The sequence below is a fragment of the Aquiflexum sp. genome (assembly GCF_977115555.1).
Genome location: NZ_CDSBKL010000021.1, coordinates 1 through 22,336 on the forward strand (window position 1 = coordinate 1; position 22,336 = coordinate 22,336).

The window sequence follows — 22,336 nt, forward strand, 5'->3', positions numbered from 1 at the left end:
GGGAGGTGGAGGAAGGGGCGGTATGATTTAATCGCGCAATTCTTTTTTTTGAAAAGGGGAGCATTAAAGGTCCCTCTTTTTTTTTTTTGAAACCTCGGTAAGTTTATAGATTTTATAAAAAAATCAATTTAATAATTCCGCTATTTTTTAATTTAGAGAAGTATATTTGAAAGAACTTAAACCACATTCCAATTTCGGAGAATCCTCTATGCATAGTTTTTATTCCATTATTTTGGTAGATGACGATCCCATAAACAACCTGATTAACAGAAGGTTGATTTCAAAGTTAAAATTAACGTCGAAAATTGAGGAATTTTTAGAAGCAGAACAGGCAATCGAAAGAATAAGGGGAATTGATGATTCTGAAAACACCCTGATCTTCTTGGATATCAATATGCCTGTAATGAATGGTTGGGATTTTCTTAACCAATACATGAAGGAATTTAAACTTAGAAAAGATAAAATCATTGTTTTGTCGAGTTCCATCGACTTTCAGGATCGGCAAAGAGCGAAAGAATTTGCCTGCGTGGAAGGATTCATCGAAAAACCCCTTTCTCCCGAAAAAATAAAGTTTGTTCTATGACCAGTTCGGTTAAAACTAAGAAACATGAAACCCAAATGGAGGTTTATGAATTTGGTGAAGGTATTTTTAAGAAACACCTCATTACGGATCCAGAACAGATCAAACCTTTTTTGGAAATCACCCATAAATTTTGGATCAACCTATACGGCCTTGAAAATGAAACTTTATTGAAAGAAATCAGTGAGCTTTTCAATATTCACCCTTTGACACTTGAAGATATCAAAAACACCTCTCAAAGACCAAAGTTCGAAGAGTTTGAAGAAAATATCTTTGTGGTGTCCAAAATGATTTATTATAAAAACAGATCACTTGAGCCTATCACAGAACAAGTAAGCATACTTTTTGGAAAAAACTATATCATCTCTATACAAGAAAATCCCTTTGATATTTTTGACCCGATCAGGTCAAGGCTAGAAAACCCAACAGGCAAAATGCGAAAAATGGGTACAGATTATTTTGCCTATACCTTACTCGATGCCATCGTAGACCAGTATTTTGATTGCTTGGAACACGCAGTTGAGAAAATAGAAACTTTAGAAGACAACATCATTAGTCAGTCAAAAAAAACCAAACTACCTGAAATCTTCCATCAAAGAAAATCCATACAACAGATCAAAAGAACGGTATGGCCAACGAGAGAATTATTATCAGCCTGGAAAAAATCAGAAAGCCCTTTGGTAAAAAAGAAAACGAATCCCTTTATCAATGACGTGTATGAACATGTCATTGAAATCATAGAAAATCTGGAAATACAGAGGGAGTCTATTTCTGCTTTGGTGGAATTGTTTATGTCCAACTTAAGTCTTAAGCAAAATGAGGTCATGAAAACGCTGACCATCATCGCAACGATATTTATACCACTGACTTTTATCGCCGGAGTATATGGCATGAACTTCCAATTTATGCCCGAATTAGGATGGAAATATGGCTATTTTTTTATTTGGATTCTTTTCTTGGGATCTACTTTGGCGATGGTTTATTATTTCAAAAGAAAAAAGTGGTTCTGATTTAACCTTGTATATTTTTATATAGAATCCTTTTATTTTATTGTTTTTTAGCTATTTTTCAGTAGGAATCATCCAAAAAACACAAAAAACATTCCTGAATTTATAAAGTTCGATTATCTGGTTATGAAATTTCGCCCAGAATTTCTTGACCAATAAGAGCTTTGTCAAACACCCGTTTTTGATTCACCCAATTGAAATAAAATGAAAAAAATTTTACTGTTCAATTTTCTTTTTGTCGCTCTTGCTTTTACCTCAAAAGGTCAAACTTGGAATGGTAGTGTCAGTTCTGATTGGAACACCCCTGCCAACTGGACTCCGGCGAATGTTCCCAATGCCAATAATGAAGATGCAGTAATCAATGGTGCAGGGACATTCCAACCTGTTCTTCCTGCAAATATTACGATACGAGACCTTACAATGACAGGAGGGACTTTGAATTTGTCAGGTTTCACTTTGACTGTTCGAAATGGAAATTTTAATGGAGCTACTATTAGCAATGGAAGTCTAAATGTCAATGACTTTAATTCCATGGGAAATATGGTATTCAACAATGCCATCAATCTTACCAAAACCGGTGGCAACAACAATGACCTCCTAGGCGGAAATACATTTAATGGCCCAACTGTAATTACAAATTCTGATAATAATAGATTACGTTTTTCTAATACCAATGGAGATACCTTTAATGCCTCATTGGTTATTAATAAAAATGGAACAGGCAACATTGAAATGGCTTATAATGGCTCTTCAAGCATAAACAGTATAACCATAAATAATACAAGTACAGGAGGTCAATTAAATTTTGGTGTCGGAGGCGGCACTACTACTTTGGTTACAGGGGGGTTGGCAACTACAGGATTTATAGGGACATTGGTAATCAATAACCTGACTCAGGTAATGAATACTGCCAACAGTAATTTTTCCTTAGTAGCGTTCACTGCCGCAAACAGTACTTTTTTAGGGGATTTTCAAGTAACCTCCACAGGTGCGATCAACTTTAACGGAAACAATACCTTTGCAGGAAACAATACTTTTACTGCGGGAAATGGCATGACTATGCCGACAGGAAATAATTCATTTAGTAATCCGGGAGGAACGACCACCTTTATCAGGAATGCAGGCGGAAATTCAACTTGGGCAGGTGGAAATACCTTTGGCAGTTTGACTTTTACCGACAATGCCAATGGGTTCTTTTACTGGCAAGGCGGCAATACCTTTAATGGTAACCTACTAATTACAAACAATACCAATTCAAACTTTAGGATGGCTACGGTCACAGGAGATACCTATAATGGATTGGTGACTTTTCAAAACAATGGTACCGCATTTATGGACATTTCATACAATGGCACCAATACTTTTGCTCAAGAAATAACAATAAATAATTCCTCAGCTGGTGGGGAAGTAAGAATAGGGGAAGTTGGCGGAACCTCAGTCCTTCAAACAGGAGGTCTAGTCACAACGGGTTTTGCGACAGCCAACATACTTGAAATCAATAATTTTACCCAATTGACCAATGCTCCAAATGGAAATTTCAATACCACAACTTTTACCTCTGCAAACAATAACTTTTTGGGAGATTTTAGTGTAACGACTTCCGGTAACATGACTTTTACCAATGCCAATATTTTTGAAGGAAACAATTCTTTTATCTCAGGTGGCCAAATAACCATGACTGCAGGGGGCAATACCTTCAGTTCACCTATCAATGCAACCACCATCACTAGAAATGGGGGTGGAGCAACGACTTGGGGTCCGGGAAATACCTTTGGAAACCTCACTCTGACAGATAACTCCACAAGCAGTCTTACAATGCAAGGTGGAAATACTTTCAATGGAAATACCTTGATCACCAATAATTCGAATACCAATTTAAGGTTCGCAAATACATTGGGAGATACATTTAATGGATTGGTGACTTTCCAAAACAATGGCACCGCTTTCATGGACATTGCCTACAGAGGAACAAATACATTTGCGCAAGAAATTACGATTAACAATTCGGATGCAACTGGAGAAGTGAGGTTTGGAGAATTAGGAGGAACATCAGTCCTGCAATCAGGAGGTTTGGTGACAACAGATTTCGCCGCTTCAAATGTCCTTGAAATCAATAATTTTACCCAGTTGACAAATGCACCAAACGGTCCTGTTTTCAATTCCGTCACTTTTACATCTGCCAACAGTACTTTCTTGGGTGATTTTGCTGTAAATACTACCGGAACAGCAAATATGACCTTTACTGGCTCAAACCGATTTGACGGGACAAATACTTTCAATGCCAATGCCCGAATAGTAATGGGTGGCTCTAATTTTTTCAGTACTTTGCCAGGTAATAATTCTATATTCATTAAAGGTCCTGCATCAACTACTGATGATTCATGGTTTGGTGGAAACACTTTTGGCCCTGTACATATTACCAATAATTCCGGAACAGCACATTTAAGGTTGGCAAATACAAACGGTGATACTTTCCTTGGAACAAGTACCTTTATAAATAACAGTACAGATTTTTTTGACATTGCTTATAATGGAAATTCCACTTTTGCAGATCAGATTACCATTGATAACAATGTGGGTGGGACAATGCGGTTTGGTGGCGCCTCAGGCCAAACAGGCACGTCAGTTCTGAGCAACGGAGCTTTGACTACCACCAACTTCAATTCCGGTGTGCTAAATGTCAGGAGGTTTACCCAAACCAACCCAGTTGCCAATAGTACCTTTAATCCGGCGACTTTTGAATCCCAGGACAGCAATTTTCAAGGTGATTTCACAGTAAATGCAACCACTATTACTTTCTTGGGTGCTAATTCCTTCGCAAGAAACAATTCATTTATCGCCGCCGGTCAGATGAATATGGCTACAGGGGGAAACCTGTTTAGTAATCCTGGAAATACGACCGTTCTGACAAGAAATGGAGGTGGAAACGTAACCTGGGGACCCGGAAATACTTTTGGGACGTTATTGCTGACCGATAATTCAACAGGGAACTTGATTCTACAGGGTGGAAATACTTTTGGCCCAGCCACCATTATCAATAACAGCAACAACTTACTTAGATTGGCAAACACACTTGGAGATAATTTTTTGAGCACAAGCACTTTTATCAACAACGGAACCAATACTTTCGAAATCGCAAGGGCCGGAACCAATACCTTCGGGGACAATGTCACCATCAATAACCTCAATGCTGGAGGTACTATGAACTTTGGTATCAATGGTGGAATCAGTACCTTGACTACCGGAGGCTTACTTACCACAGACTTTTCTGTTGGAAATAATCTAACCATAAATAACTTCTCGCAGGCAACGGCTATACCCAATGGAAATTTCTCAATGAATACTTTCACTGCTACAGGAAGTACATTCCTCGGAGATATAGGAATAACCACACTTTCAGGGAATTTAACTATTCAAAATGCAAGCATATTTTCTGGAGATGACACCTTTATTTCCGCTGCAGCTTTGAATATTTTGAATAACAGTACCTTCCCCGGAAATGATACCTTCAATGCTTCGACCTCATTAAGTATTACCAACAACAATACCTTTGCAGGTATCAATGACTTCACCTCAGGGACTACCCTGAGTATATCAACAAATAACAACTTTGGCGGAACCAATAATTTTACCGCTGGCTCAAGTTTAACGGTTTCAACAGGAAATCTATTTGGTGGTTCAAGTACAAATACATTTGATGCTGCTACTACCATGTTGATCAATACCAATAATACTATCGGAGGGAACAATACCTTTACTACCGGTACAGGTGGGATTACAATATCAACAGCAAATGCATTTCCCGACAATAACATCTTTAATTCCGGAGCCGGAATAGCTTTAACCGTTGCGGGAGGAAATAGCTTCAGTACCAATCCAGGCACGTCTACCACCATGACCCGAACTGGTACATCAAACAACGATTGGCTAGGTGGGAATACTTTTGGGGACTTTACTTTGATCAACAATGGAACAGGAAGAGTCCGGACTGCAAATGCTTCAGGAGGAGATGCTTTTAATGGAGATGTGACTTTTGTCAAAAATTCCACCGGTGCCATCGAACCTGCCTACAACAGTGTCAGTACTTTTGGAGGGGATATTTCTACGGTAGGGTCCAATTCGGCATTGACATTCGGTTTAGGAACATCAGGATTTGTTGAAATAAATGGAAATACTTCACAGACTTTATTAACCGATGGCACTAATATTCCCATCTTTAGAAGAATCAGAATGAATAGTTCCGGTACTTTTGAGCTGCTTGATCCTGTAACTATCTCACTTGAGCTTGACCTCCAAAATGGAATCATCAATAATGATGAAAATTTACTTACCATCTCAAACACATTTACAACATTGACAGGAGGATCCAATGCTTCCCATGTCAATGGAAGAATCCGTAAGATTGGAAATACTCAGTTTACTTATCCATTTGGAAATGATGGGTTATATGCTCCACTTACAACTTCAGCATTGGGCGGGGCTACTACCCAACACTTTACCGGACGATATTTCCACATCAATCCTGATCTTGTCCCTTATGACAGGGAAAGCAAAGAACCCACCATCGGAATCGTAAACGAATGCGAATATTGGGAGCTGGATAACACCAATTCATCCGCTATTCCAACCCTGACCATGACTTGGTCATCTGACCGAACCTGCCCGATTGATGACTATAATGAGTTTATGGTAACCCAATGGGACGGAAGTGAATGGATAGATTTAGGCCAAACAGCATTGGCCGGGGACGCAAATTCGGGAAGTGTCCGTAATCAGACTGCAGTTCCTAGTTTTTCTCCGGGAATATTCACTTTGTCACAATCTTTCAGAATCCTTCCGATAGAGCTTCTTTCATTTACAGCAATTGTGACCGAGGATGAAAAAATCAAAGTTTCATGGTCAACTGCCCAAGAAAAAAACAATGCTTTCTTTACTCTTGAGAAGTCTATAGACGGAATTAATTGGTCTCCGATCGGACTTATCCCGGGTGCGGGAGATTCAGATATTGTTTTATACTATGACTTTATTGATGAAAGTCCTGTATATGGCAGACAGTTTTACAGATTGACACAAACGGATTTTGATGGAACAAGTGAGACATTCAAAGTCGTGGGAGTCACCATTCAATCAACCAATGAAAAAATTGAATACAAAGTATATCCAAATCCTTCCACTGGTTTTGTGAAAATTCTTTCCCAAAACACCAATATGGAAGAAGCCGAAATCACAGTGCTTGATTCGCATGGCCAAATTGTCCGAAGTCTAAATGGCATAAATGGAAGACTTGTGGAAATGGATCTCACTGCACTTCCAAAAGGACTATACTTGATCAAAATAAAAAACAACCATTATTGGGAAACCAAAAAAGTGGTGATCCATTAAAATTTTTATAACCCCTTTAATAAAGTCTTGCCTCAACTGGCAAGACTTTTTTGTTTTGATAATAATCAAGACTATTCTTTTGAAAACAGTCAACATATAACCTAATATTGTAACATTACTGCAACAGCTAACCGAGAATGTTACAAAAACCCAAAATATTGGTCATCAAGATTGGTTCCAATGTCCTGACAAAAGAAGGTGGAAGACCGGATATTGAAAGGATGTCCTCTTTGGTTACTCAGATAGCTTCATTGAAGTCGGATGGCATCAAGGTATTGTTGGTATCTTCGGGTGCAGTGGCATTTGGAAGAGGAGAAATCAAGCTACCGGAAAAGATTGACCCGATTTTGAAAAAGCAGATTTGGGCATCAAGCGGACAGATTGAATTGATCAACACCTATAAGGGACTTTTCAAAAAACATGACGTTGCCATTTCGCAGATCCTGGTCACCAAGGAAGATTTTAGGGACAGAAAGCATTATCTCAATATGAGAAACTGCCTTCTTGGACTCATCACCCAAGGAATAGTTCCTGTGATCAATGAAAATGATACCGTGGCGATCACTGAGTTGATGTTTACAGATAATGACGAGTTGGCTTCTCTGACAGCCGCTATGGTCAACGCAGACAGCCTGATCCTCCTCACCAACGTAGACGGTATATTTGACGGAAACCCCTCCGACCCCAAATCCAAATTGATCAGCCTTATCGGAAATAAAATGCCTGATTTGGAAGAGGTCATCAGTCCTATCAAGTCTTCATTTGGGCGGGGTGGCATGCTGACCAAAACCAATATGGCCAAAAAAGCAGCTGAATTGGGGATTCAGGTTTGGATAGCCAACGGAAAAAAGGAAAACATTTTGTTTGACGTAATCAATCAAAAAGCGGCCTCTACTTTCTTTGAACCCAATCCTAAGAAACAGAGTACAAAAAAATGGCTGGCACATGGAGACCAATATTTCAAAGGGGAAGTAGTCATCAATGAGGGAGCCAAAAATGCATTGGCTTCCAATAAAATAAGCAGTCTGTTGCCTGTAGGGATAATTTCTGTCAAAGGGGATTTTTCAAAAGGAGACATCATCCGCATTACAGATGAAAGCGGGGTAAAGATCGGACTTGGAAAAGCAGAATACCCCTCTCCTATTGCACAGGAAAAAATCGGTCTAAAAAACCAAAAACCTTTCATTCATTACGACTACCTCTACTTGTTTCAAAATGCCTGATTATACCATTATATTCAAAACAGTCAAATCTGCCACCCGAAAACTAATGGCAGCGGATGATGCTGCCATAAAGGAAACCTTAGCCTCTTTGGTAAAAATAAGCCTTGCCAAAATCCCCTTCATTTTGTCTGAAAACGCCAAAGACCTAGCGTTGATGGACATCAATGATCCAAAATATGACCGCTTAAAACTTACTGAAGAAAGGATCCTAGGAATCTGTAGGGAATTGACCCAAGTACAAAACCTCCCCACTCCTTTGGATAGGATATTGGAAGAAAAGCAATTGCCAAATGGTTTGTCTATCAAAAAAATCACTGTTCCCCTCGGAGTTTTGGGGATCATCTATGAGGCCAGACCAAATGTGACCTTTGACGTTTTTGCACTTGCACTCAAATCCGGAAACGGCCTGATCTTAAAAGGAGGATCCGATGCAGACCATTCCAACCGGGCCATCATGTCACTCGTTCATCGGGCACTCAAGGAAAACAGTTTGCCGGAAAATGCTTTTCAACTTTTACCACCTGACCGATCTGCTACCAAAGCATTGTTGGAAGCTGTTGATTATGTGGATGTGATAATCCCGAGGGGAAGTCAGGATTTGATTGATTTTGTGAGACAAAACTCCAAAGTTCCTGTCATAGAAACCGGGGCAGGGATCGTTCATACTTTCTTTGATGAATCAGCGGATCTCGATAAAGGGAAAGCAATCACCTTCAATTCAAAAACCAGACGCCCAAGTGTCTGCAACAGCTTGGATTGCTTGATTATTCACCGAAACAGGCTTCAGGATTTACCAAAATTGGTGGAGAACCTTCTTGATGCAGGAGTAACTATTTTTTCTGATGAGGAATCATTCCCATTTATTTCAACCCATCCTTTGGTTCAAAAAGCCCGAGAAGAGCATTTTGGCACAGAATTTCTCTCCCTAAAAATGTCTATCAAAACCGTGTCAAATCTGGAGGAAGCCTTGGAACATATCGGACGATACAGCTCCAAACACAGCGAAGCTATCATTTCTGAAAACCAAACCAATATCGACATATTCCTAAGATCGGTGGATGCTGCGGCTGTCTATGCAAATGCCTCCACGGCATTTACTGACGGAAACCAGTTTGGACTTGGAGCTGAAATCGGAATCAGTACCCAAAAATTGCATGCCCGGGGTCCAATGGCGCTTAATGAACTGACAAGTTATAAATGGATAATCCAAGGTAATGGACAAATCAGGGATTAGAGTTTGATATCTACAAGTCCAGACAAAATTCAAAATGCATATCCAACAGAAACCTGTGGCCAAAATGGTTTAAATTCCCCTTCTCTAAACATTGGTGTGATACCAGCCCTGAATAAAAACCCCCCATCAACAGCCTGATACCTATATCCCAAACTCATGTTTCCTGACCATCCCTCCCATTTGGCTATTTCCGGACGGTCAATAACGCCACTTCCATTCTTGTAGTCAGCGACTAGAAAATTTGCTCCAACCCCAATCTCAAAATAATGTCCCTCCTTCCCCATAAGGTAATTGACCAAAAAAGGGAAGGAGGAATAATGGTCCCCATCAACAGCCACATAACCAAAACCCACTTTCCCCCCAAGTCCATCTACTTCTTTTGTAAATCTGGTATCATAATTCACAGAATAGAAAATGCCATTCCCCATAAACTCAATAAAAACACCGTGATTGCTGCCTTCCTTATCCGCTTGGCCAAAAGCAATTTCAGACATCATCACCAATTGAAAGCTGAAAACAAATGTTAAGAATTTTTTCATGGCACTTTGATTTAAGTTATAATTCGGTTTTAAACTTAATCCAAACATTATTAAAGTTAAGGCTTCTGATTAAAATACCCTCACGAATGTCCTGTTTTCCAAAAATTCTCTTAAAGACCTAATATCTCGAAAAAGCACTTCTTGAAAAACCAAAACCAGTACAATTTTGCAAACATTTTCAATTTTTTACTTACAAAATTCCATTTGGGATTATTACCTAATCCCAAACATTTTTGCTCTTTTTTGACGATATTAGAGACAAAATTGAATGGTCTTCTAACCAGTCTATTGCTTACAGATAAAAAATCAATAGTATGAAAATTAGACTTGGAACTTCAGTATTTCTATTTCTCTTTGTTGGAGGAATTCTTTCTTGTAATCAAGATTCCCAATTTGAAACCGGGTGTCCCTATCCCTCTTTGGCTGAATTAGACAGTGTCAAACAAGTATTCTATAGCCCCTACCGCAATCAGCAATATTCCACAAAATCCGATACGGTTCCATTCGAAGAATTCAGATACCATTTGGAATTTGAGTTTGAAAAAATCCAAAGAAATAATGGCTTTAACGAGCCCCCAATTAACCCATCCTGCGATTCTGAATTTGATGTTTTGGGGATTTCAAACTTTGCCATCATTCTCACCGCACCCTACGATGGGATACAGATAGGGACTGATGTCTCCTATCTTTTTTTACTTCCTGATGGGAATAGCATAAACAGATTCAGGGAATTTCACAGGATGAAGCAGTTTATGACTTTAAAAATCAAAGAAAAACCAAGCAAAATCAGTCAGTTAAACACTGAAATAATAATTTATATGGTAAATGGAGACCGTATCAAAAAGTCTACTATTTCCCCTTTTATCAGACCGGATTAGACCAAAGCGTATTTGACCAATTCATCCAATTCGATATAGTCCAATGTTTTTTCATGGGTTGCTTCCAAAACGATTTTGGGTGCTTTCCCAACTCTATATGCTTCTATCCAACGACTTGCACAAAGGCACCATTTGTCTCCCGGCCTCAATCCGGGAAAAGAATATTCAGGTCTTGGCGTGATCAAGTCGTTTCCTTTTTTGTAGCTGAAGATCAAAAATTCCTCCGTCATCACTGCGCAAACTGTATGTGTACCTAGGTCATCAGACCCTGTTTCACAGCATCCATTCCGATAAAACCCGGTTTTTGGTTCAACACTGCATGAGACCAAAGGCTCTCCGAAAACATTACTTGCCATAACTTTTATTTATTGTGAAAATATAAGCCCAAAACATTAAAAGAGGATGAATCAATAGAAGTCTTACCCAAGCGACCCATGGAGGAACGCAAAGTCCATTTTCGACACAACTCCCAATTTGAATGAAATATACATGGGAAGGAATGAATAAAATGAGTAAAACCAAAATTCCCCAAGAAGATATTTCAGCGTACTTTTTAAATAACATTCCTAAACCTAGGATGATTTCCAATATCCCGGAAGCTCCATTTATAAATATCGGATAAGCCAAATAATCCGGTATCAGCGGGTAATAAAATTCAGGGTTTACAAAATGGTACCTCCCGGCTAGGATGAAGAAAATCCCAAGTAAATACCTCGATAAGATTTTTACCATTTTTTTGAAATAAATTCAAAAGTAAAAATACATTATCAAAAATTTCTAATGTGCACTTTTCAGAACCGAAATTGAATAAATCAAAAAACTAACTTAGAAACGCTACCCGGGAAAATCATTTCTTCGTGGAATTTCAGTTTAAATTTTAGAATACTTCGGGTCAAATTTCAGTTTGCCCACCCCATACAGATACAGGATCTTGGAATACCTCAACATCAAAGGAAGCAAAATCAAATTGGAAACTACCACCGTGACTCCATAAACCCACATTTCGGGATCATTGAAGAAATAATTTAACACGATCAACACATTGATGACCAAAGCCACTGAAAACGCATAGCTGATATACATCGCACCATAAAAAAAATCAGGCTCAGGTGTCAGTACAGCATCACAATGCGGACATTTATGATGTACATCTGTCAGTTTACTGAAACTGTATATTGAGGTCGGAAATATATTTCCTTCCCTGCATCTTGGACATTTTCCCAGCAGAATAGCTGAACCGAGACTTCTTTCTTTCATAATCTATGCGGTAACTGAACACAAAGATAGCCAAAATCGCAGTAACCCTTGTGATCAAAATCACTATGCAAATTTCCAAAACCCTTTAATAGGCCCATGATGTTTTTTTTTATATCAAATTTGAATAAATCGCAGATTAATAAAGAAAAAGCAGTCAAAAATGTATTGCAATTGTCTTTTTAATAAACTTATCCAGTCTAAAAGCCCAATTTAAAATAGTTTCTTTCCTAGACCAAATGCTTAGAAAATAAATGGATCCTTATGAATCTTTGTTTGAATGGGTTACCAAAGAATATTAGGAAAGGAGGAAAAAATAAAGCCTCACCCCTTTGAGTTTGAAAAATCGCAGATTATCCTATATCAACAACTCCATATTCTTCCAAAAATCTAATTGATCAATCTAGTTTTACGGAAAATCCTTTCTTTCAGAAATCCCCTGATTTCAAATGATTGGATATGATTAAAATCAATTTAAAAATCGATATGAAAAAAATTTATTTCCTCGTGACATTCTTGGTTTGCATGGGTCAATATTCCTTTTCCCAAGAAATAAAAATTGACAGTATTAAGTATGGGAAATCTATTTTAGACAGCATTTTTATTGCGGAAACAGAAGAAGTCAAAGGCTCAGAAAAGCCCAAAGTCCTCCATGCAGAACCTCTTTACATTGATTTGATCCGTGATTTGGGGGCAAGGAAAGGTGAAAAAGAGTGGAATATAGGAATGGGAATGACTGACAAAAGAGGCTTTGACGAATACGAAGCATTGATTGAATACGAGTGGGCAGTTATTGACAGATTGGGTTTGGAGATTGAATTACCAGCAACTTTTTTCTCCTATCAGGGGCAACTCCCCTCCAATATTGAAAAGCCATCCAATAGATTGGAATCTTTGAAATTGGCCACACAATGGTCTTTTCTTGTTTCGGAGAAAGCTAAAACCACTCTTGCTTTAGGTTATCTCCATGAATTCAAACTGGCAGACCTTAACCAATGGGGGCAAAAAAATCTGTATAAAGGAAATATCTTTAACCCATTTTTTGTGGCTGCCAAAAGGTGGGGGAGAAATTTCCACACTTTGGTATACACCGGCCCAAAAATAACCCAGATTTTTGAGGGATCTACTTCAGCAAAATTTGACATCAATACAAGTTTCCACTATATGTTATCAGGAACCAGAAACTTTGCCGGTGTAGAGATCAATCAAGAAATCCAAAACGGCCAACTAACCACCGTACTCAGACCTCAAATGCGCATCGGTTTTGCGGAAAACTTTCTGATCGGAATTGTATCGGGAATTCCCATCAACAGGGAAAGTCAGGGTTTGAGCGCCTTTATGAGGATCATCTACGAACCTGACCATTAAGCCCATCAATCAAAAGGGCCTTTGGAAATTCCCAAAGGCCCTTTTGTTCATTCTTCCATCCATTCATCCAATTCGTAATCCTTACCTTTACCCCATCTCAGCAGTTCTTCGATCGTATAGACTTCGGTAGTATCCATGTCTTTGACTTTAAAATTATCACCTGATAACCTCGCCAAAATCTCCAACTTTCTCTTTTCACCCATATTGGTAAAAGCATAAACCCTTCCTACCCTGAGATTATCCAATGCGATGGCCATGTTATTCTATTTGAAGGTTAGAGATTTTTTTTAGAGGCCCAGGACAATGCTTCTCGTGACAAGCGATACAATAACTGTATAGGATTTTATAATTTGCCTTTAGCAAATCAGGATGACTGTTTTCCAACTGTTTGAGTGATTCGATATAACCATTTCCCATCAAGTCAAAAGAATAGTCTTTCACTTTTGGATCAGTGGCTCGGGCTGTCAATAGCTGGTTGTGTTTTTTAAGGTAGTTTTTGATAGCCTCTCCTTTTTCTACCGAAACTTTGATTTCCTCCATATCTACATACATTTCCCGCATCAGCAAAGCCAAGGGAGCGTCTTCATTTGGGTACAAAACAGGCTCGGTTTTTTCCTGCTTCTTTTGTTCACATGCAGAAAAAACAAAAACAGAAAAAATTAAAAAACAGCAATTTTTAAGCATTCTCTTTGATAATTACTCCAACTGCCTCAAAAGCATATTCTTGTTTAGATTCAGTTATTTTTTCGATTTCTTCTTTGGATTTCCCGGCATCTTCCGCATAATGCCTCAAAGTAGCCACATCGGTTACTTTCTTGGTCGCTATTCCTTCAATAATAACAGGATATCCGCTAGAATTCAAAGGAACAAAAAACCCATAATCCTTAAAAGTAACCCTCATGCTTTGGCCGTTGGGTAGATCAATTGTCATCCAACATCCTTTTTTGGAGCAGACTTCTTTGATCTCACCTACAACTTTCCCTTCAAATTCGTTCTTGCTGTCAAGTTCAGTCACCAATTCAGCCAAAGTAAATACACCTGCATCATTGATATCTGCACCAAATTTACGTGCGGCAGATTCAATTTTTTCCGCTTGTGACGTTGGTTCAGTGACCTCATCTGTTTTTTGCTTGCAAGCAAAGCCTATCAAGGCGATTATCAAAGAATAAATCAATATCTTTTTCATAATGAATAACTTTTTTCCAAAACTAAATACGAGGAATATCTAATCCAATATTTACCCCAATCAATTACTTCAATTTTTCTGCAAAGGCTTTTTTGAACTTCTCCATTTTTGGTCTGATGACGAACTGACAATAAGGCTGACCTCCATTTTCTTTGAAATAGTTCTGGTGATAATCCTCCGCCACATAAAAATTATTAAAGGCCGTGATTTCAGTTACGATCGGTTTACCAAAAGCACCCGATTCATCCAGCTTCTTTTTGAAGAATTCCGCTTTTTGTTTTTGTTCGTCAGAATGATAAAATACTGCGGAGCGGTATTGCGGGCCTACATCAGCACCTTGCCTATTGAGGGTAGTAGGATCATGGGTAGCCCAAAATACCTCCAAAACCTCCTCGAAGGAAATCACTTTGGGATCAAAAACTACCTGGATCACTTCCGCATGACCGGTCGTGCCGGAAGTGACTTGCCTATAGGAAGGATTGTCCACATGGCCTCCACTGTAACCTGAAAGGACTTTTTCAACACCCTTTAAGTCTTGGTATATCGCCTCTGTACACCAAAAGCAGCCACCCCCCAAGGTGGCGACTTCAAGACCTTCGGTAACATTGACTGTGGTTTTTGGTAAATTTTGCATGGATTTTTCGTTTTTGGTGGGAGTTTGGGCACAGGCCATTGTCGCCATGATACAAAAGCTGAGAATAATTGGTAACAATTTCATTTTTCCGGTTTTGAGTCTTTAACACCATCTAGAGCAATGAAGTTTAAAATTTGCAGGTGATTCTCACTTCCCCAACAGGAACTGCCTCAGTCGACACTTGGATTTGGTTTTGGGTTACTTCAATCTTCCCCATTTGATCGAGTAGCATCACCTCCTCCATGACATCATCCATGAAGTGGTCCCAGGATTCAGGATAAATCCATTTTACCACTTCAGAGGGGCTAAAACTTTGCCCCTTCTTCATCCTGCCCATCTCCATAATGGCAATTGCCAAAATATTTTGGCTTTCAGAAATTCCGGATTTAGTCATGGATATTGTGTTAGAACATTCATTTTTTAAATTTTTTGGATCAATCTAAAATTAAATATTGCTGAATCCGGATAAAAAACAACCATAAAAGGTATAGAAATGATCAAAAAAACAAAAAGCTTGTTCCTTTTTTCACACTGAAAAAAGAAACAGGCTTTAGGTCAGAATTTTCAAAAACGATGGATTATTGCTCGCAGACCAAAATAAAGGTCGGAGGAAAATTCTTAAACATCAAGTGACTTTTGATTTCCTCAAAATATCTTCCAAATTGGAATTTGAGTAGGTAGGAATAACATATCTGAATCAATTTCCCGTTTTCTACAATATTCTCCCTGCATTTCAGATAAATCCGCTCGCGGGAAGGTTTTGGGATCAAAGTCAATGGCAAAGAAGAAAGAATCAAATCTGCCTTTTTACCACCTAAATATTGGTCTATGTTTTCTGCCGAATCGCAGATTATTTTTACATTTTTTTGCGGAAAAATCTTTTCAAGATTGTCACAAAAAGGTTTGTTGATTTCAAAAACCAACAAAACAGCATCGGGATCCATACGTTCGACTATTCCTTGTGTGATACTTCCGTCTCCACCACCCAATTCCACGATAAGTTTTACTCCTCGGAAATTGGCAAATGATAACATTTTATTTACCAATGATTTAGAACTAAAAGTAATGGCGCCAGTGGTTGAAAGATTAGTAAAAAGCTCTTTGAGCAAGGCTCCTTTATTATTCATAGATTTTATTTAATTGCGCAAGATATGAATTTTAGAAAATTTATATTTGTAATTGCTCACTAATAAATAAGTATTCGCAAAAGTAAATATGTCTTCCTCGCAGGCCCAGATCAGATCTACCTTTTTATTGAACCTAAAGCTCGGTTTTATCAATTTTTGGAAATTGGCAATTCCCTTCTTGGCGATCTTTTTAATTCTCAGGATGGTGGAAGTGTTTGCTGTTTTTAACATTCACAGTTTAGAATATTCAAAAACCCATATTACCCTGATGGGATGGGTATTTGACATTGAGTGGGTTTCCTATACCCTTGGTTTTCTTTTGATTCTAAATACTATTATGAGTATAGTTTATCCTGTAGCTGGAAGGGTTTTTGTAAAGATCTTTTTAACTCTGCTTATAGTGCTTCAGGGCGGATTGGTTTTTTATTTCACCAAAATGTTGCTTCCCCTCGGTACTGACCTTTATGCCTATTCCCTCAATGACATTTTCCTTACCATCAAAGCTTCCGGTGAACTCAATCTTTTGAATATTTTGGGAATCATTGTTGTATTGGTAATTGTTTACATTTTGCTTGGATTGGGTAAATGGATTCCTATGAGCCTGAATGCTGCATTGTTCCTTACTGTGGTTTGCTACGCTTATCTTTTGGGAACCGGGGCAATGAAGAATGTACAAAAAGAGCTTACGAGCGAGCTTGAAAGTAATCTTTTGGCCAATAAATCATCCTATTTCTATGACCAATCATATAATTATTTTACATCTAATGAATACTTGTATTTTGACTTTTTCCTTGCTTCCAATAATTCAGAAGACATCCTAGTCAGCAAAGATCTGACCGAAGCCAATTACCCTTTTTTACATTCCAATAATTACCCTGATGTATTGGGCCCATATTTTGATGAGTTTGACGGTTTGCCTGATATTGTTTTTGTTATAGTGGAGGGGATGGGCAAAGCCTATTCAGGCGAAGATGCTTACCTGGGAAGTTTTACGCCATTTTTGGATTCTTTGAGTGAGCATTCGCTCTATTGGAAAAACGGTCTCTCGACCACAGGTAGAACATTCGGCGTGCTTACCGGTATTTTTGGTTCTTTGCCTTTTGCTCAAAAAGGATTTATGGACCAAGCACCAAATCTTCCTTTGCACCACACCTTACTTTCATTGCTCAAAACCAATGGATATCAAACCAACTTCCATATAGGTGCAGACAAAAATTTTGACAATGTCAATTACTTCCTCCAATACCAGCAAGTGGATAGGATTTTGGACATGGCTTCATTTGATGCGGATTTTGAGGAAACTCCTTCCAAATCAGGATTTTCATGGGGTTACCCTGACAAAGCCATGTTTGAAAATGGAATGAGGAAATTGCCCGTCAACATTCAACAACCTCAAATCAGCATTTTTCAGACCCAGACTTCCCACGATCCCTTCCTCATCCCTGATGAAGAAAAATACTTTGCGATGTTTGAAAATCACATTATCAATGAGCTAAAAGTATCGAGTTTGAAATTGGCAGAATACAGAAATTATAAAAATATGTATTCCAGTATTCTCTATGTGGATGAAGCCATCAAGGAGTTTTTTGAAGCGTATCAAAAACTACCGAAATATAGAAATACGATTTTTGTCATCACCGGGGATCATAGGCTTCCTGAAATTCCCTTGGCCACGACCATTGACAGGTTTCATGTGCCTATCATGATTTTTTCTCCCAAACTCAATCAGGCCAAAAGAATGCATGGCGTTACCAGTCACTTTGAGATTACCCCTACTCTTTTGAGTCTTTTGGATAATAGGTTTGAACTTAACTTGCCCTCAAAAGTGGCCTGGAAAGGATATGTGATGGATACTTCTGCTACTTTTCAATCCAAAATCTCCAATCCTTTGATGAGGAATAAAAACCAGTTGGTCGATTATATCAGTGGGGAATACGTCCTGGCTGACAACCAACTTTACAGGCTATTTGACAATATGGGATTGGAACCGATCATTGATGTATCTATGAAGGGAAAAATTCAATCCGAGTTTGAAACCTACAAAAACTCAAATCGGTATGCCACAGGGAACAACAGGATTATCCCTGATTCTTTGGCTGTTTATATCCCTAAATATTAATTTACACTTTTCTTTAATTCATTTCTATGATAGGAATCCTTCAGGATAGTACCCATCAAAGGATAATAAAAATTCCAGAAGAAACTGTTCCGCTGTGAAAAATCTTCCGAGTGCAGGAACATCCTCCATAATTTTTCTATTCCGTAAAAATTATAAGAACTTCCTGATACGGGATTATCTGCAAAGTCACCACAAAAATAATAGAGTTTTCCTGTTCCATTCTTTTTCATCACTACCGCAGGAAAATACCTTGGTAGTCCCCATTCGCTGAGTTTTTCAATGCCTGCTTCTGTGGGGGCAAGGTCATAGTAAGAAATCACCTCATACTCACGGCTCACAAAAATGATATCGATCCAATAGGGATACTTCACGATTTCAGGAATCCCATAGGTTTTTTGGCTTTTAGGGCTTGACATGATGTTTGGGACCGTATTTTTTATTTCAACCTTATCCTTTAGGATTTCAATCTGTCCGTTTTCATGCAAAAAAACCATCGCAGGACCTGAAAAATCCCAGGTTTCCTGATGCTGCCGTTTGTAGCTCGCAACGAGCCAAGGAGGAAGTTCCTCATTCAATGCAGTATCTAATTCATCAAAATACCGTGCAATCCATCCTGTCCATTTGATGCCGAGCAGATCCTCGAAATCATTCCTGACTTTCTTTTGGGTGGGACTTGCGATGGTATTAAATTCACTGATAATGTCAATCTCGGCCTCATACGCTGTCCTCAAAAAGTCCATATCCAAAGTATCCATTCCACCATAAAGTTTTTTTGAGTGAGTCTGGACAGGTTGCTCTTTTAAATCATTTTCATACACGCCATAGGTATCAGCAAAATAAACAAGCTTGGTCTCATCAAGCATTTTTTGTTTTTCTATTTCACTCAGACCAGACAGGTCTTTGATTTGATATTGACCTTCTTTTTTCTCAGGAAAAAATCCAAAGTAGTCGATCGATTCATCATAAATGCTCCCATCACTTTTGGTATACCGGAAATGGTTGAGCAGCCAATGAAGGGATTGGTGCTCTTGATGGTTTTGGTTTGGGACAGTTTTGTCGATAACTACTACCCCTAAGGTAGCAGGAGGAATCAAGTACCAGGTCAACATACTGACCAGAGGAACCAATATGAAAATAAAAGCCACTACCAAAAAACCCCGAAAAAAAATCCGGAATTCTAAAGGGAAATATTTATTCAGGAAACTAGCCATTAAAACCTGAATTCTGTGCCGATCGAAACATTGAGGTTGTTGCGGAATTGATTTTCAGAAATCTCATCTCTTGAATAGCCTACAAACCCAAATCCCATCCACCTTGATGTCCAAAGATGTTGATAGCCTACTCTTGCCCTGTAAGAATTGAGCAATTGGGATTGAAAATCACGGGTTTCTTCGTCTGGAGAAACGCCGGTAGACACTTGTATGCTGAAGAAATCCTCCGGACCACTGAAATAATACCTTGTCTGAAAATTGGCACTTGTCGAGGAACCGTCTTTACCCGGAATAAAGTTGAGCCTGAGATTGAGCCACCAATTACTGATGTATTTGCCTGCCGATCCTGTAATGATATGTGTGGTTTCAGAAAATTGCAGCAATCTGTATCCTGCCTCCAATTCATAAGCTTTTGGTAAATTCCAAAATACACTGGTACCAAACCTGAATTTCGGGAAAAATGAGGCTTGGGAATACCCCACATTGAAATAACCATATTTGTTTTTGCCCAAAGATGGAAAAGCATCCAGTTCTGCTTGGGTTCCCCTACCATCAAATCTCTGAGAGTGCGTCACCCTTGCAATCAATGATCCAGTAAAATCGGTATGGGTACGGCCATAGACGGAGTAAGTATTCCAAGGGCTGAGGTCTCCATAGAAGTAATCGTAATCATACGTTGCACCAAGGGCATTGACACGGGTCTTTCTCCTGAGAGTTTCTATATATCCGAGCAATCCCTCTGTTTTGGGTGCTTTGGCAAATACTTCATTGGCGATTTTCAAAGCTGACTTATAGTCTTCTTTATAATAAAATAGCCTTGAAGACCTGTACTTTATAGGCATGGATTGAGGTCCGATTTTTTCGAGTCCCATTCCAATTACAGCTTCCGCCCTTTCATAATTTTCACTCCAAAACAAATCATCGATATAAGCAATATAAGCGTCCTCATAGGTTGGGTTTGCTATCAATGCTTTTTCAAAATATATGGCTGCAGAATCATACTTTCCATCCCAGGCATAAGACCTTCCCATCAAAATCAAGACATCCCCATACTCAGGATACTTTCCGAGAACCTTGGATAAGATCATTCTTCCTTCTTCTCTCTTCCCTTCCAAAATTAACTTACGCGCATCCAAATAAAGCATATCAGGGTCAAACGATTCCTGTGCCAAGCCTATTGTTGGCAATGTCATTGTCAAAAAGACAACACTTAAAAAAAGAATTTTTGTCAAATTTTTCATAACCCGGTTATTGAAGCTGGATAGGTGATTCAACTTTTTTCTTATCCTCGGCTTTTTTGAATCCTGTCCTGATCATTTCTCCCCAACCTCCACGGCCTTTGATGAAATGCCAATGACCCTTTAATCCCCAAAGAACGATTTTGGGGTGGATAAGAAACGGTTCCAAAAGGACAGTCCTCATCAATTTATTGAGATCAGACTTGTCCTTATAATTGTTATAAGCTACTCCTTCATACAAAATACTGAAAGAAGAAATCATGACTGAAAACACATACATCAGTCCAAATAGGCCTATAAAATACAAAGCGCTGAAGTCCCCTGTTAAAATCATAAAGATCGTGTATAGGAATCCCATCATTTCGATGATCGGCCCTGCTTTTTCAAACACTGACCAATAAGGGTAGGAAACCAAACCCAGAACCCCATATTTGGGATTGAATTTTATCTTTTTGTGAAGTTGGAGTGTTTCAATGGTTCCACGCATCCACCTATTTCGCTGCTTGGAAAGGATGTTTTCTGATTCCGGCACTTCAGTCCAACATAAGGGATCAGGCACAAATCCTACTTTGTACTTTTGCCCTGTTTCTTCCATATACCTTCTCATCCTGACGACAAGCTCCATGTCTTCACCTACGGTTTTTGGGAAATATCCCCCGACTTTCAAAACCAGTTCTTTGTTGAAAAAACCAAATGCACCGGAGATAAGCATCAATCCGTTGATCCTGGTCCAAGCCATCCTACCCATCAAAAACGCCCTGAAATATTCTATCACTTGGAATCTTCCCAGGAGGGTTTCCGGCACCCGATATTCAGTCACCGTTCCATCTTTTACCTGACAATTATTGGCAACGCCAATTACACCGCCGACAGCAATCACTTTTCTATTTGTTTCTTCCATAAACGGCCTCACCATTCTGGTCAGGGAATCACTCGACAGGATACAATCCACGTCGATGCAAGCCAAAATCTCATTTGCTGCAAGGTTTATCCCGGCATTGAGGGCATCGGCTTTGCCCCCGTTTTCTTTATCTATCAAGGTAAGCTTGGCATAAGATGGGTTTGTGGATTTATAGACTCCCCTGATAGTACTTGTCTCTACGTGTTTATAATAGGCATATTTGGTTTTCACCAAGTCAAAACTATCAACCATCTTTTGAAGCGAGTCATCCTTGGATCCATCATTGACGATGATTACCTCGTATTTGCTATAATGCAGCGTAAGGAGACTTTTGGCATTCTGTACAATGTTTTGACCCTCATTGTAGGCCGGGGCAATCACCGAAATACCGGGAGTGACCGGACTGGTAATGACGTCTTTATAGTCTGCAAATTTGTTTTTTTTCAGGTGGTCAC

21 protein-coding genes are annotated in these 22,336 nt (G+C 38.9%); 8 read left to right on the top strand and 13 right to left on the bottom strand.

The features are described from left to right. Positions 1-208 precede the first annotated feature (208 nt). The 5 genes from ACZFYI_RS02540 to ACZFYI_RS02560 all read left to right on the top strand — a co-directional run bounded on the left by ACZFYI_RS02540 (position 209) and on the right by ACZFYI_RS02560 (position 9,426). Positions 209-583: a response regulator gene (locus ACZFYI_RS02540; RefSeq protein ID WP_462522553.1), complete on the top strand. Its 375-nt coding sequence runs from the start codon at positions 209-211 to the stop codon at positions 581-583. Next, positions 580-1,590, top strand: a complete 1,011-nt coding sequence (gene corA / locus ACZFYI_RS02545) for a magnesium/cobalt transporter CorA (protein ID WP_462522554.1) — start codon at positions 580-582, stop codon at positions 1,588-1,590. The genes ACZFYI_RS02540 and corA overlap by 4 nt, the downstream gene beginning before the upstream one ends. A gap of 201 nt (positions 1,591-1,791) precedes the next feature. Further along, on the top strand, positions 1,792-6,969 hold the full coding sequence (locus tag ACZFYI_RS02550) for a T9SS type A sorting domain-containing protein (protein WP_462522555.1): 5,178 nt from the start codon (positions 1,792-1,794) through the stop codon (positions 6,967-6,969). A gap of 137 nt (positions 6,970-7,106) precedes the next feature. After that, positions 7,107-8,192, top strand: a complete 1,086-nt coding sequence (gene proB, locus ACZFYI_RS02555) for a glutamate 5-kinase (protein WP_462522556.1) — start codon at positions 7,107-7,109, stop codon at positions 8,190-8,192. Then, positions 8,185-9,426, top strand: coding sequence for a glutamate-5-semialdehyde dehydrogenase (locus ACZFYI_RS02560; RefSeq protein WP_462522557.1), 1,242 nt, complete (start codon positions 8,185-8,187; stop codon positions 9,424-9,426). The genes proB and ACZFYI_RS02560 overlap by 8 nt, the downstream gene beginning before the upstream one ends. Before the next feature lie 29 nt (positions 9,427-9,455). On the opposite strand, the gene ACZFYI_RS02565 is transcribed toward ACZFYI_RS02560, so the two are convergent. Next, positions 9,456-9,965, bottom strand: a complete 510-nt coding sequence (locus tag ACZFYI_RS02565) for a hypothetical protein (protein WP_462522558.1) — start codon at positions 9,963-9,965, stop codon at positions 9,456-9,458. Positions 9,966-10,279: 314 nt separating this feature from the next. On the opposite strand from ACZFYI_RS02565, the gene ACZFYI_RS02570 reads away from it, so the two are divergent. Continuing rightward, positions 10,280-10,843 (top strand): hypothetical protein, encoded by a 564-nt coding sequence (locus ACZFYI_RS02570; RefSeq protein ID WP_462522559.1) that lies wholly within the window; start codon positions 10,280-10,282, stop codon positions 10,841-10,843. Here ACZFYI_RS02570 and ACZFYI_RS02575 read toward each other — a convergent pair. From ACZFYI_RS02575 to ACZFYI_RS02585, 3 genes are all read right to left on the bottom strand, one after another. Then, the gene (locus tag ACZFYI_RS02575; RefSeq protein WP_462522560.1) at positions 10,840-11,199 is read right to left on the bottom strand and encodes a DUF2237 family protein; all 360 of its coding nucleotides are present in this window, start codon (positions 11,197-11,199) and stop codon (positions 10,840-10,842) included. The genes ACZFYI_RS02570 and ACZFYI_RS02575 overlap by 4 nt on opposite strands. Beyond that, the gene (locus tag ACZFYI_RS02580) at positions 11,189-11,575 is read right to left on the bottom strand and encodes a DoxX family protein (RefSeq protein WP_462522561.1); all 387 of its coding nucleotides are present in this window, start codon (positions 11,573-11,575) and stop codon (positions 11,189-11,191) included. The genes ACZFYI_RS02575 and ACZFYI_RS02580 overlap by 11 nt, the downstream gene beginning before the upstream one ends. Positions 11,576-11,713: 138 nt before the next feature. After that, a complete protein-coding gene (locus tag ACZFYI_RS02585) occupies positions 11,714-12,100 on the bottom strand; it encodes a DUF983 domain-containing protein (RefSeq protein ID WP_462522562.1) in 387 nt (128 codons plus the stop codon). Between the two features lie 483 nt (positions 12,101-12,583). Here ACZFYI_RS02585 and ACZFYI_RS02590 point away from each other — a divergent pair, with 483 nt between their 5' ends. Continuing rightward, entirely contained in the window at positions 12,584-13,465 is an 882-nt protein-coding gene (locus tag ACZFYI_RS02590; protein ID WP_462522563.1) for an HAEPLYID family protein, read from the top strand. 47 nt (positions 13,466-13,512) lie between these two features. Here the strand turns inward: ACZFYI_RS02590 and ACZFYI_RS02595 are convergent, their stop codons facing one another. The 6 genes from ACZFYI_RS02595 to ACZFYI_RS02620 all read right to left on the bottom strand — a co-directional run bounded on the left by ACZFYI_RS02595 (position 13,513) and on the right by ACZFYI_RS02620 (position 16,412). After that, positions 13,513-13,722 (bottom strand): hypothetical protein, encoded by a 210-nt coding sequence (locus tag ACZFYI_RS02595; RefSeq protein ID WP_462522564.1) that lies wholly within the window; start codon positions 13,720-13,722, stop codon positions 13,513-13,515. A 1-nt stretch (position 13,723) separates the two neighbouring features. Next, positions 13,724-14,062 (bottom strand): hypothetical protein, encoded by a 339-nt coding sequence (locus ACZFYI_RS02600; protein ID WP_462522565.1) that lies wholly within the window; start codon positions 14,060-14,062, stop codon positions 13,724-13,726. Positions 14,063-14,141: 79 nt separating this feature from the next. Continuing rightward, positions 14,142-14,651 (bottom strand): DUF4920 domain-containing protein, encoded by a 510-nt coding sequence (locus ACZFYI_RS02605; protein ID WP_462522566.1) that lies wholly within the window; start codon positions 14,649-14,651, stop codon positions 14,142-14,144. A 64-nt stretch (positions 14,652-14,715) separates the two neighbouring features. Further along, on the bottom strand, positions 14,716-15,369 hold the full coding sequence (gene msrA, locus ACZFYI_RS02610; RefSeq protein WP_462522567.1) for a peptide-methionine (S)-S-oxide reductase MsrA: 654 nt from the start codon (positions 15,367-15,369) through the stop codon (positions 14,716-14,718). Between the two features lie 43 nt (positions 15,370-15,412). Next, the gene (locus tag ACZFYI_RS02615; protein ID WP_462522568.1) at positions 15,413-15,679 is read right to left on the bottom strand and encodes a DUF3253 domain-containing protein; all 267 of its coding nucleotides are present in this window, start codon (positions 15,677-15,679) and stop codon (positions 15,413-15,415) included. 184 nt (positions 15,680-15,863) lie between these two features. Continuing rightward, positions 15,864-16,412, bottom strand: coding sequence for a class I SAM-dependent methyltransferase (locus ACZFYI_RS02620; RefSeq protein WP_462522569.1), 549 nt, complete (start codon positions 16,410-16,412; stop codon positions 15,864-15,866). Between the two features lie 88 nt (positions 16,413-16,500). Between ACZFYI_RS02620 and ACZFYI_RS02625 the strand changes: the two genes are divergently transcribed. Beyond that, positions 16,501-18,531, top strand: coding sequence for an LTA synthase family protein (locus tag ACZFYI_RS02625; protein ID WP_462522570.1), 2,031 nt, complete (start codon positions 16,501-16,503; stop codon positions 18,529-18,531). Here the strand turns inward: ACZFYI_RS02625 and ACZFYI_RS02630 are convergent. The 3 genes from ACZFYI_RS02630 to ACZFYI_RS02640 all read right to left on the bottom strand — a co-directional run. Beyond that, positions 18,528-19,742, bottom strand: coding sequence for a hypothetical protein (locus ACZFYI_RS02630; RefSeq protein ID WP_462522571.1), 1,215 nt, complete (start codon positions 19,740-19,742; stop codon positions 18,528-18,530). The genes ACZFYI_RS02625 and ACZFYI_RS02630 overlap by 4 nt on opposite strands. Beyond that, positions 19,742-20,983, bottom strand: coding sequence for a YaiO family outer membrane beta-barrel protein (locus tag ACZFYI_RS02635; protein ID WP_462522572.1), 1,242 nt, complete (start codon positions 20,981-20,983; stop codon positions 19,742-19,744). Before ACZFYI_RS02635 ends, ACZFYI_RS02630 begins: the two co-directional genes overlap by 1 nt. A gap of 7 nt (positions 20,984-20,990) precedes the next feature. Further along, positions 20,991-22,336 (bottom strand): glycosyltransferase family 2 protein (locus ACZFYI_RS02640; protein ID WP_462522573.1); only part of this gene is annotated, 1,346 nt, incomplete at its 5' end.

What these genes read in the sequence shown, in the direction of transcription:
- proB (WP_462522556.1), top strand. Translation starts at nt 7,107, where the DNA reads ATGTTACAAAAACCCAAAATATTGGTCATCAAGATTGGTTCCAATGTC.
- ACZFYI_RS02585 (WP_462522562.1), bottom strand. Translation starts at nt 12,100, where the DNA reads ATGAAAGAAAGAAGTCTCGGTTCAGCTATTCTGCTGGGAAAATGTCCA.
- ACZFYI_RS02605 (WP_462522566.1), bottom strand. Translation starts at nt 14,651, where the DNA reads ATGAAAAAGATATTGATTTATTCTTTGATAATCGCCTTGATAGGCTTT.
- ACZFYI_RS02625 (WP_462522570.1), top strand. Translation starts at nt 16,501, where the DNA reads ATGTCTTCCTCGCAGGCCCAGATCAGATCTACCTTTTTATTGAACCTA.
- ACZFYI_RS02615 (WP_462522568.1), bottom strand. Translation starts at nt 15,679, where the DNA reads ATGACTAAATCCGGAATTTCTGAAAGCCAAAATATTTTGGCAATTGCC.
- ACZFYI_RS02590 (WP_462522563.1), top strand. Translation starts at nt 12,584, where the DNA reads ATGAAAAAAATTTATTTCCTCGTGACATTCTTGGTTTGCATGGGTCAA.
- ACZFYI_RS02550 (WP_462522555.1), top strand. Translation starts at nt 1,792, where the DNA reads ATGAAAAAAATTTTACTGTTCAATTTTCTTTTTGTCGCTCTTGCTTTT.
- ACZFYI_RS02570 (WP_462522559.1), top strand. Translation starts at nt 10,280, where the DNA reads ATGAAAATTAGACTTGGAACTTCAGTATTTCTATTTCTCTTTGTTGGA.
- ACZFYI_RS02560 (WP_462522557.1), top strand. Translation starts at nt 8,185, where the DNA reads ATGCCTGATTATACCATTATATTCAAAACAGTCAAATCTGCCACCCGA.
- ACZFYI_RS02635 (WP_462522572.1), bottom strand. Translation starts at nt 20,983, where the DNA reads ATGAAAAATTTGACAAAAATTCTTTTTTTAAGTGTTGTCTTTTTGACA.
- corA (WP_462522554.1), top strand. Translation starts at nt 580, where the DNA reads ATGACCAGTTCGGTTAAAACTAAGAAACATGAAACCCAAATGGAGGTT.
- ACZFYI_RS02580 (WP_462522561.1), bottom strand. Translation starts at nt 11,575, where the DNA reads ATGGTAAAAATCTTATCGAGGTATTTACTTGGGATTTTCTTCATCCTA.
- ACZFYI_RS02595 (WP_462522564.1), bottom strand. Translation starts at nt 13,722, where the DNA reads ATGGCCATCGCATTGGATAATCTCAGGGTAGGAAGGGTTTATGCTTTT.
- ACZFYI_RS02540 (WP_462522553.1), top strand. Translation starts at nt 209, where the DNA reads ATGCATAGTTTTTATTCCATTATTTTGGTAGATGACGATCCCATAAAC.
- ACZFYI_RS02575 (WP_462522560.1), bottom strand. Translation starts at nt 11,199, where the DNA reads ATGGCAAGTAATGTTTTCGGAGAGCCTTTGGTCTCATGCAGTGTTGAA.
- msrA (WP_462522567.1), bottom strand. Translation starts at nt 15,369, where the DNA reads ATGAAATTGTTACCAATTATTCTCAGCTTTTGTATCATGGCGACAATG.
- ACZFYI_RS02565 (WP_462522558.1), bottom strand. Translation starts at nt 9,965, where the DNA reads ATGAAAAAATTCTTAACATTTGTTTTCAGCTTTCAATTGGTGATGATG.
- ACZFYI_RS02630 (WP_462522571.1), bottom strand. Translation starts at nt 19,742, where the DNA reads ATGGCTAGTTTCCTGAATAAATATTTCCCTTTAGAATTCCGGATTTTT.
- ACZFYI_RS02620 (WP_462522569.1), bottom strand. Translation starts at nt 16,412, where the DNA reads ATGAATAATAAAGGAGCCTTGCTCAAAGAGCTTTTTACTAATCTTTCA.